Origin of the sequence: uncultured Methanobrevibacter sp., from assembly GCF_902769175.1 — an archaeon.
Lineage (GTDB): Archaea > Methanobacteriota > Methanobacteria > Methanobacteriales > Methanobacteriaceae > Methanobrevibacter.
On sequence record NZ_CACXNW010000007.1, the window covers coordinates 56,970 to 65,885 of the forward strand.

At 30.3% G+C, this 8,916-nt stretch carries 8 protein-coding genes and 2 rRNA genes; 4 read left to right on the forward strand and 6 right to left on the reverse strand.

What is annotated here, in order from left to right; translation table 11 throughout:
- Positions 1-242: 242 nt before the first annotated feature.
- The 4 genes from QZV12_RS03470 to cobI all read right to left on the reverse strand — a co-directional run bounded on the left by QZV12_RS03470 (position 243) and on the right by cobI (position 4,365).
- The gene (locus QZV12_RS03470) at positions 243-1,268 is read right to left on the reverse strand and encodes a cobalt-precorrin 5A hydrolase (RefSeq protein WP_295617261.1); all 1,026 of its coding nucleotides are present in this window, start codon (positions 1,266-1,268) and stop codon (positions 243-245) included.
- A 54-nt stretch (positions 1,269-1,322) separates the two neighbouring features.
- Positions 1,323-2,078 (reverse strand): precorrin-4 C(11)-methyltransferase, encoded by a 756-nt coding sequence (gene cobM / locus QZV12_RS03475; RefSeq protein ID WP_295617264.1) that lies wholly within the window; start codon positions 2,076-2,078, stop codon positions 1,323-1,325.
- 283 nt (positions 2,079-2,361) lie between these two features.
- A complete protein-coding gene (cbiD, locus tag QZV12_RS03480) occupies positions 2,362-3,501 on the reverse strand; it encodes a cobalt-precorrin-5B (C(1))-methyltransferase CbiD (protein ID WP_295617268.1) in 1,140 nt (379 codons plus the stop codon).
- 177 nt (positions 3,502-3,678) lie between these two features.
- Positions 3,679-4,365, reverse strand: a complete 687-nt coding sequence (gene cobI, locus QZV12_RS03485) for a precorrin-2 C(20)-methyltransferase (protein WP_295617271.1) — start codon at positions 4,363-4,365, stop codon at positions 3,679-3,681.
- Between the two features lie 585 nt (positions 4,366-4,950).
- On the opposite strand from cobI, the gene cbiM reads away from it, so the two are divergent.
- The 4 genes from cbiM to QZV12_RS03505 all read left to right on the forward strand — a co-directional run bounded on the left by cbiM (position 4,951) and on the right by QZV12_RS03505 (position 7,505).
- Positions 4,951-5,616, forward strand: coding sequence for a cobalt ECF transporter S component CbiM (gene cbiM, locus QZV12_RS03490; protein ID WP_295617274.1), 666 nt, complete (start codon positions 4,951-4,953; stop codon positions 5,614-5,616).
- Between the two features lie 11 nt (positions 5,617-5,627).
- Entirely contained in the window at positions 5,628-5,915 is a 288-nt protein-coding gene (locus QZV12_RS03495; protein ID WP_295617277.1) for an energy-coupling factor ABC transporter substrate-binding protein, read from the forward strand.
- Positions 5,916-5,986: 71 nt separating this feature from the next.
- On the forward strand, positions 5,987-6,670 hold the full coding sequence (gene cbiQ, locus QZV12_RS03500; RefSeq protein ID WP_295617286.1) for a cobalt ECF transporter T component CbiQ: 684 nt from the start codon (positions 5,987-5,989) through the stop codon (positions 6,668-6,670).
- 1 nt (position 6,671) lies between these two features.
- Positions 6,672-7,505 (forward strand): ATP-binding cassette domain-containing protein, encoded by an 834-nt coding sequence (locus tag QZV12_RS03505; RefSeq protein ID WP_295617280.1) that lies wholly within the window; start codon positions 6,672-6,674, stop codon positions 7,503-7,505.
- 802 nt (positions 7,506-8,307) lie between these two features.
- Here the strand turns inward: QZV12_RS03505 and rrf are convergent.
- Both rrf and QZV12_RS03515 read right to left on the reverse strand, forming a co-directional pair.
- A 5S ribosomal RNA gene (gene rrf, locus QZV12_RS03510) occupies positions 8,308-8,437 on the reverse strand.
- A gap of 166 nt (positions 8,438-8,603) precedes the next feature.
- Positions 8,604-8,916: ribosomal RNA gene (locus QZV12_RS03515) — 23S ribosomal RNA — on the reverse strand; the annotation flags it as partial.

The window sequence follows — 8,916 nt, forward strand, 5'->3', positions numbered from 1 at the left end:
AAATTGAAATTTTATATTATATTGAATAATTAATTTTTGAATTATTAAAATTTTGATTATTAAACTTACTTCATAATTAAATTCATTGAATTATTAAAATTTTGATTATTAAACTTACTTCATAATTAAATTCATTGAATTATTAAAATTTTGATTATTAAACTTACTTTATAATTAAATTCATTGAATTATTAAAATTTTGAATCATATTAAATATTATTAATTTTATTGAATTTCCAAACTTACTTTTCCCATGAAATAATAGGGTCATTTATCGCTAAAGCAACAGTTACCCCTGCACCATCACAGGTATCCTTTCTTCTAATCAATTTTCCATTGCTTTCCATAACTGCGGAACGTTCGCAAACATTGTCAACTTCCACAACACTTTTAACAAAGTCTGACTTTGTAAAGTCACCTTCAAGACTGTTAAGCTCATCTGCACTATAAGTGATAAATGGCAAATCATATTTTCGAGCAAATTCCAAGATTCCCTTTTCATCAGCCTTTTTATCAATGCTTGCCAAGGCCTTTAAAGACAAAAGATGATAATTCTCTTTTTTCAATATATTCAAGATGGATTCTTCTATCGCTTCAAAGCTTATATTCTTTCTGCATCCAATTCCTACTGTAATAATTTGCGGAACCAATAACAATATATCTTTCTTATACTCATTTTCAAAATCATTATGGCTGATTATTATATCATAGTCACTATCAGAACTTTCCAAATCATTAATAAAAACATTATTTGGCAGATTTCCACCTATCTGATAGTCAGATTTTACATGTATTGGCTTTCCTTTCAACAATTTAGATGAAACCAATTTAATGCATTCAGGATTTAAAATCTGCAGTTCTTGGCTTTTTGCCCAAGTATCAATTGCAAATACATTATTTATATCAGTTGCAGTTGTAATGACTGGAATTGCATCTAATATTCTAGATATCTGAAGAGCCAATTCATTTGCTCCGCCGATATGTCCAGAGAGAATTGGTATAGAGAATTGTCCCAATTCATCAACAACAATTACAGCAGGATCTTTTGTTTTAGTCTTTATGTAAGGAGCAATTGCCCTTAATGCTATTCCTATTGCACCTACGAAAATAAGAGCATCATCATTAGAGAAATGTTCCTCTGTCCAAGTTGACAAAGCACCTTTCCCACAACGGCTAAAATTAACATCATTATCTTCAGATAATGAATTTGATAATTTAAATGCTATTTCCATACCATTATCTGTAAATGCAATAATTGATACTTTCATTATTAACCTCACATTCTAAAGGAAAATTAGTTTACGACTTACTCTTAGTGAAAATCATTTTTTAGCTTGTCTGAACTCTGTTGAAAAATCATCTGCATAAAGACGTGACAATGAATATTCACTGTCTAAAACATCCCCAACAATTATCAAAGCGGTTTTGGTAATGTTGTTTTCCTGTGCAGTTTCATATAATGTTCCAACAGTACAGCGCATTACCTTTTCATCAGGCCAAGTTGCCTTATAGACAATTGCAGCAGGAGTGTCTTCAGTGTATTTTCCTTTAACAAGCTCTTTAGACAATTCCTTAAGAAGTCCAGTGCTTAAGAAAATAACCATAGTTGCACCATGTTCTGCAAATGAAGCAATGCTTTCCTTTTCCGGAACTGGAGTTCTTCCTGCCATACGTGTGATTATTACGCTTTGACTTACATCAGGTAAAGTGTATTCTGCTTTCAATGCTGCTGCAGCACCACAGAAGCTTGAAACTCCAGGACAAACATCATAGGAAATTCCTTCCTCATCCAATCTGTCCATCTGTTCACGAATAGCACCGTAAATACTTGAATCTCCAGTGTGTAAACGAACAGTCATCTTATTTTCCTTTTCAGCTTCAAACATCTTTTCCAAAACTTCATCCAATGTCATTTTAGCACTGTCATAAATTTCACAAGAGTCTTTAGCATAATTTAACAAATCAGGATTTACTAATGAACCTGCATATATAATAACATCTGCTTCTTTTAATAATTCAGCACCTCTGATTGTTATTAAGTCTACAGCTCCACTTCCTGCTCCTACAAAATGAATCATAATTATTGCCTCCGCATATTTTAAATTATTTGATTATTATTAATTGATTGATATTAAATTGATTATTTTAAATTAATTGATTGCTTAATCAATAGATTAATATTTTTTTAATTAATTGATTATTTTAAATTAATTGATTGCTTAATCAATAGATTAATATTTTTTTTAATTAATTGATTATTTTAAATTAATTGATTGCTTAATCAATAGATTAATATTTTTTTAATTAATTGATTATTTTAAATTATCAATGGTAATAGTTATCGTTTTAAAATTCTTAAAATTATTCTTTCCATAACTGCTTAAGTTCATTTACATTTTCACTTTCAAATAAAACGCCATAGTATTCTCCAGTGTTAGCAAAGCATATGAATCCTACCTCTATATCATCAGGGACTCTTCGCTCGATATTATGTTCTATTCTGCCCTTTAGAACTTCCATAGTCTTATCCAACAGATTCTTTTCATATAGGATATCCAATACTGCATTTGTAGTTACACATTTTTGAATCTCCTTTAATGTCTCTAAGTCTGCTCCAGCATCTAAAGCACAGGACAATAGGGTTTCTATCCTACCATCACCATTATGGGAATGGGTATTGAACAATCCAATGCCCAATTTTACAAACTTGCCTATATGTCCGATTAGAAGAATCTTTTTGAATCCATACTCTACAGAACTGTCTAAAGCAACATCAATGAAATTACTGCACATTATTCCTGGTTTTGTAGATAATTTCAAATCCTCTTCTGTAAACTTCTTTCCAAAGTTTCCTAAAAAGATAAGTATAGAATCGTTTCCTTCAGCAGATATTACACTTACTTCCACTTTAATTGAATCTGCAAGTGCCTTAGCACTCATAGGCTCAACGATTCCAGTTGTGCCTAATATTGAAATTCCACCAACGATTCCAAGTTCAGGGTTAAATGTCTTTTTAGCTATCTCTTCACCTTTCGGCACAGAAATCAAAACATTAAATCCACCATCATATCCATATTCCTTAGCCAACTCATTCAATGAATCCCTAATCATCTTTCGAGGAACTGAATTGATGGCAGCTTCACCTACTGGCTGGTCAAGGCCTCCCTTAGTTACTCTGCCTACCCCTTTACCTCCTTCAATAAGAATTTCATTGGAATCAGGAACTAAAGTGACTTTGGAAGATACTAAAATTCCATTGGTAATGTCAGGATCATCTCCGCTATCTTTTTCAATTGAACAGCTTGCAAGATTTTCATTGAATTGAGGACTTAAAACATCTATGACAAGGCCTGTCTGATTAGGAGTTGTGATAGAAACAGAATCCATTGCTTCCTGAGTGAAAATCATTGCAGCTGCTGCCTTTGATGCTGCTGCAGCACAGGTTCCTGTTGTATAACCACAACGCAATAATTGCTGATTCACTAAACGTTTTTCTGCCATATAAACTCCTCAAATAATAAAATTAAAGCAAAATCAATAAATATAAGTCAATTAAACTAATGAAACTAAATTAAATGAAACTAAATTAAATTAAACTAAATTAAACAATTTAAATAAATTAAATAATTAAACTAAACTAATTAAATATCCAATATTACGTAAAATAAAGTGAAATGATTACTTTACAACCATAATAGTAAAGTAACCCATTTTTCTATCAAATTCATCTAAGCTTTTATAGATCTTTTCATTTTCCAAACCGCAGTTTTCAACTGCATATACATTGTCTTCAATGCCTAATTCCTTTAATGTTTCAATCAGCTTAGGCATTGATTTGCCTATTTTCATTAAAACCTTAGATCCAGGCATTTGCAAAGCTTCCTTTAAGTCAATTCCAGTCGCAGGAAGTATATGCAACGGTTCATTCATTGTTGTCAAACCTATCTTCAGCTGGGAAGCAGAAGCGCAAAAGCTTGTAACACCTGGAATGACTTCAACTTCATAACCCTTTTCCAACAGCTTATCCATAGTATATGCAAATGTTGAATAGATTGTCACATCTCCAAGGTTTAACATTGCAACATCTTCTCCATTATCAAGAACTTCAGCTATAGCATCTGCAGCTTCATTATGGCTTTTGGCTAAAATGTCCTTATCCTTTGTCATAGGAAATTCCAACATCATTATCTCCTTATCGGATAAATCGATTGCTTGAGAGACAATAGACAATGCCGATGAATCACCGGTTCCAGTATGTGGAGTTGCAATATACTTGGATTGAGCAATCTTATTCATTGCTTTTACTGTAATCAATTCCGGATCTCCTGGCCCAATACTTACACCATATAATTTTCCTTTTTCCATTTTAATACCCTTTCTATTATGAAATCATCACTAAATTGCCATAAAAACAATTTTCCACTAAAAATTAATTGACTGAATAATATTCTGAAGGAATATTCATAAAGAAATACTCCTTTTCTTAAATTAATTTTTAAAAATATCAAATAAACTTAATAATAAGAATTAATAAAAATACTATTAGGTTTTGCTTTAAATGAATAAATTATAGTTTAAATTAGTTTATCATTTAGTATTGTATTAATAAAAATTTTAATTTTTAATTTTTAGTTTAAATTTATCTTATTAATATGCTAATTAAAAATTATGTTTGCGACGATATATAAATATGCTCATAAGTTTTTTTATTAATCAAAATTTTAAGTTAACTAAGGAATTAATAAAAAAATTACTTAAAATAAAGCAAACTTAATTATATTATGTTATAGGCTTTATTTTAAAATAAAAATCACAGAATTATTAATAAAGATTTATATATAATAAATAATATAAATAATAGTTAATCAATTTAGGTTTAGAAAATATTAATTTAAATTGATTTATAGTTATATCAATTTTTTTTTGATATTAATTTGGAGGAAAAAAGTTATGCATATTATGGAAGGATATTTACCATTAACATGGTGTATCATATGGTTTGTCATATCATTCATCATTGTTGCATTCGGTATTTATCAAATCAAAAAAATCGTAGATGAAACCCCTGAATCCAAATCCTTACTCGCTGTAAGTGGAGCATTCATGTTCATCTTATCATCTTTAAAACTACCATCTGTTACTGGAAGTTGTTCTCACCCTTGTGGTAACGGATTAGGTGCAGCATTATTCGGCCCTGCTGTAACTGCTGTACTCGCAACTATTGTACTTATTTTCCAAGCATTATTACTTGCTCACGGTGGAATAACCACCTTAGGTGCAAACATTTTCTCAATGGGTATCGTAGGTCCATTCATTGCTTGGCTTGTATACAAAGGATGTCTTAAAGTTAATATTTCATCAACCATTGCAATTTTCTTTGCAGCATTTTTAGGTGACTTATTAACTTATGTAGCTACTTCATTCCAATTAGCTTTCGCATTCCCTGCTCCAACCTTTGGTGCAGCATTAACCGCATTCTTAACTATCTTTGCAGTTACCCAAGTGCCATTAGCTATTGGTGAAGGTATCTTAACCGTAATCATATGGGACAGATTAAAAGCTTACAAACCAAAATTATTAGACAAATTAGGTGCATTAGCTCCTAATGAAGCATAAGGTGATTAAACATGAACACATCAACATTAATTATATTAGCAATAATCTGTGCAATCATTTTCATTGCACCGTTAGCAATGTATAATGGTCATGGAGAAGACGATGGATACTTTGGCGGTTCAGACGATGCAGCAAGTGAACAAATTGAAGCTACTAACTTCGAACCATGGTTTTCATCAATTTGGGAACCACCTAGTGGTGAAATAGAAAGTTTATTATTCGCTCTTCAAGCAGCTATAGGAGCAATCATTATAGGTTACTTCTTCGGTTATTGGAGAGGACAAGGTAAAGAAGAATAATTCTTCTTTATCGATTTTTTCTTTTTTTAATTTATATACAATAAATATCTAGTGATTTTATGAAATTTGACATGGATTATATAGCACACAATAATGAATTAACTGAAACAAATCCCTACTTTAAATTGTTTTTAACTCTATTCCCGCTAATTCTGACTTTAGCACTAGATAACCTTTATTTTGATATATTTATATTTATAGTAATGTCTATCGTTATACTTGCTATAGCAAAAATCGATTATAGATCATACTTAAAGTTTTTAACAATTCCAATGGCATTTCTTGTTATAACATGTATATTTTTAATATTATTCTTTGGAAAAGGAGATGTAATATATGAAACAGGAATATTTGGAATTGTAGTGACAACAGATTCATGGCATTATGGTATATATACATTCTTTAGAGTGATGGGATGTTTGCCTTCATTAGGTTTTCTTGCATTGACAACACCAATTGCAAAAATCTTCCATTGCTTAGACACAATGAAAGTCCCTAAAATTGTTATTGAAATAGGACTTTTAATGTATAATACAATATTCATATTCCTAAATGAAATAGACACAATGCAGAAAGCCCAAAAAACAAGAATGGGATACAATTCATATATGAATTCAATGAAATGCTTAGCGGATCTTATTAGCAGTATATTCTTAAGGTCTTTAGATAAAAGTGAAACATTGCAACATAGTTTAGATTCAAGAGGTTATACTGGAGAGCTTCCAGTTTATGTACCACCAAAAAAGGAGGAATAAAATGTTAGAAGTAAAAAATATAAAATATTCTTATAATAAAGATTATCAGGCACTTAAAGGAGTCAGCTTAAAAGTTGAAGAAGGTGAAATGGTTGCTCTTTTAGGTAAAAATGGTGCTGGAAAATCTACTTTGTTCCTTCATTTAAATGGTATTTACGAACCTGATGAAGGTCAAGTGTTTATTGAAGGAGAGGAGCTAAAATACGACAAGAAATCATTGCTTAAATTCAGACAAAAAGTAGGTATTGTATTCCAAAACCCAGATGACCAAATATTTGCACCTACTGTTGAAGAGGATGTAGCATTTGGCCCATTAAACTTAGGATTGCCAATGGAAGAAGTTCAAAAAAGGGTAACTGATAGTTTAGCTCGTGTAGGAATGAGCGGTTTTGAGAAAAAAGCATCTCACCATTTAAGTGGAGGTCAGAAGAAAAGAGTTGCTATTGCAGGTATTCTTGCAATGAAACCTAAGATAATGGTATTGGATGAACCTACTGCAGGTCTTGATCCACAAGGTGTAACAGAATTAACTGTATTATTGAAGGAACTTAATGCAGAAGGAATCACAATCATTATTTCAACTCATGAAGTGGATTTGGTACCAGATTATGCAAGTAAAGTATTTGTATTAGTAGATGGATTATTGATTGCTGAAGGTAGCCCAAAAGATATATTTTCACAACCAGAAATCCTTGAAAAAGCAAATCTGGAAGTTCCAATAGTTACAAAACTTTTCCAAGAACTTGAAAGAGACGGCATCAATATGGAAAACGATTATCCATTAACCCTTGATGAAGCGAAAGAGAAGTTCTTGAATTTGATGAATAAAAATTAATATTGACATGTAATATTAATAATTAATAAACTATTTTTTTTAAATCTTAAAATTTATCATAACTTTCATAGGATAAGTATTACTAATTTTCCCAATTAATAATACTTTAAAAAATTTAGCTCTTTTTACTTAGAAATATTGAAGATTTCCACCTAATCTAAAAAAAACTTACTATTTTTTAAAGAAGAATATAACAATCAAATTTACTTAGCAAATAATTTCTATTTAATAAAAAATTAGTTATAGATTTAAAAAAATACAACAAATTAAACCCACTCATTTTAAATAGAAATTATGAAAAAATCACATCCAATATACTCGAAGTAAATTGATTAGACAATTAATTAAATTATGCTAAATTATGACAACATTGATATAATTTATAAGTTCTTTAATTAAAATTAATGATTATTGAAATTATAATAAAAGTAATAAGCAAATATAATGTGGCGTATCATATAGAATAAAAAAAATGAAAAAATAATAAATAATATAAAAAAAGTAGAATTAAAAATCTAAGAAAAATCGTGACCAAAATAAAAATAAAAAAAAAAGTTATTAAAATATAATATTTAAAAAAAGTTCGCAAATAATAAAATAAGAAAAAATGAACTAAAAAAAATAGAAAAAAAAAACTAATAAAAATAAGAAAAAATAAGTAATAAATAAAATATTAAAAAAAAGTCGCAAATAATAAAATAAGAAAAAACAAGCAAATGAAAATAAGAAAAAATAATTTATAAAAATATAATATTTAAAAAAGTTCGTATAGAATAAAACTAAATATTGTTTGATAAAAAAAGGCTAGCAGCTAAATGAAATTCCCATAGACCGAAACCCATAGTACACAAACAAAACGCGAAAAGACTTAACTTCTGGGATCGAAACGAGACCAGGTGTAACCCCGTAACCCCATCGCTATGACCGCCAAACCTATATGATAATGATAGAATCAAGACATATTGACTCAAAATAATAATGATCTTAAATAACGTACATTTTCACCCAAACTGAATACACCAAACCGAATCCTAATCATCCATTAATCGAACACACTAGAATTCGTTTACTAATTTCCTTAAGAATAAATATATTAAGAAAATAAAGCAAGCGAACAATTGGAAGCAGCGGACTAAACAACTCGGAAAAAAACCTCGAAGCTTACATCCCTACCCCATCAAACGAGTCTTCTACTCGAGTCCTAAGCAATCTATTTTCAGGGGACACCTCAGGCTTAGATGCTTTCAGCCTTTATCGTCCAGTGCGTAGCTGCCCAGCAATGCCTTATCAGACAACTGGTAAACCAGAGGCACCGACAACTCGTTCCTCTCGTACTGGAGCCACCTTCCCCTCAGACTACTAACACATCCATTAGATAGTAACCAACCTGTCTCACGACGGTCTAAACCCA

What these genes read in the sequence shown, in the direction of transcription:
- cobM (WP_295617264.1), bottom strand. Translation starts at nt 2,078, where the DNA reads ATGATTCATTTTGTAGGAGCAGGAAGTGGAGCTGTAGACTTAATAACA.
- QZV12_RS03470 (WP_295617261.1), bottom strand. Translation starts at nt 1,268, where the DNA reads ATGAAAGTATCAATTATTGCATTTACAGATAATGGTATGGAAATAGCA.
- cbiD (WP_295617268.1), bottom strand. Translation starts at nt 3,501, where the DNA reads ATGGCAGAAAAACGTTTAGTGAATCAGCAATTATTGCGTTGTGGTTAT.
- cbiM (WP_295617274.1), top strand. Translation starts at nt 4,951, where the DNA reads ATGCATATTATGGAAGGATATTTACCATTAACATGGTGTATCATATGG.
- cobI (WP_295617271.1), bottom strand. Translation starts at nt 4,365, where the DNA reads ATGGAAAAAGGAAAATTATATGGTGTAAGTATTGGGCCAGGAGATCCG.
- QZV12_RS03495 (WP_295617277.1), top strand. Translation starts at nt 5,628, where the DNA reads ATGAACACATCAACATTAATTATATTAGCAATAATCTGTGCAATCATT.
- QZV12_RS03505 (WP_295617280.1), top strand. Translation starts at nt 6,672, where the DNA reads ATGTTAGAAGTAAAAAATATAAAATATTCTTATAATAAAGATTATCAG.
- cbiQ (WP_295617286.1), top strand. Translation starts at nt 5,987, where the DNA reads ATGGATTATATAGCACACAATAATGAATTAACTGAAACAAATCCCTAC.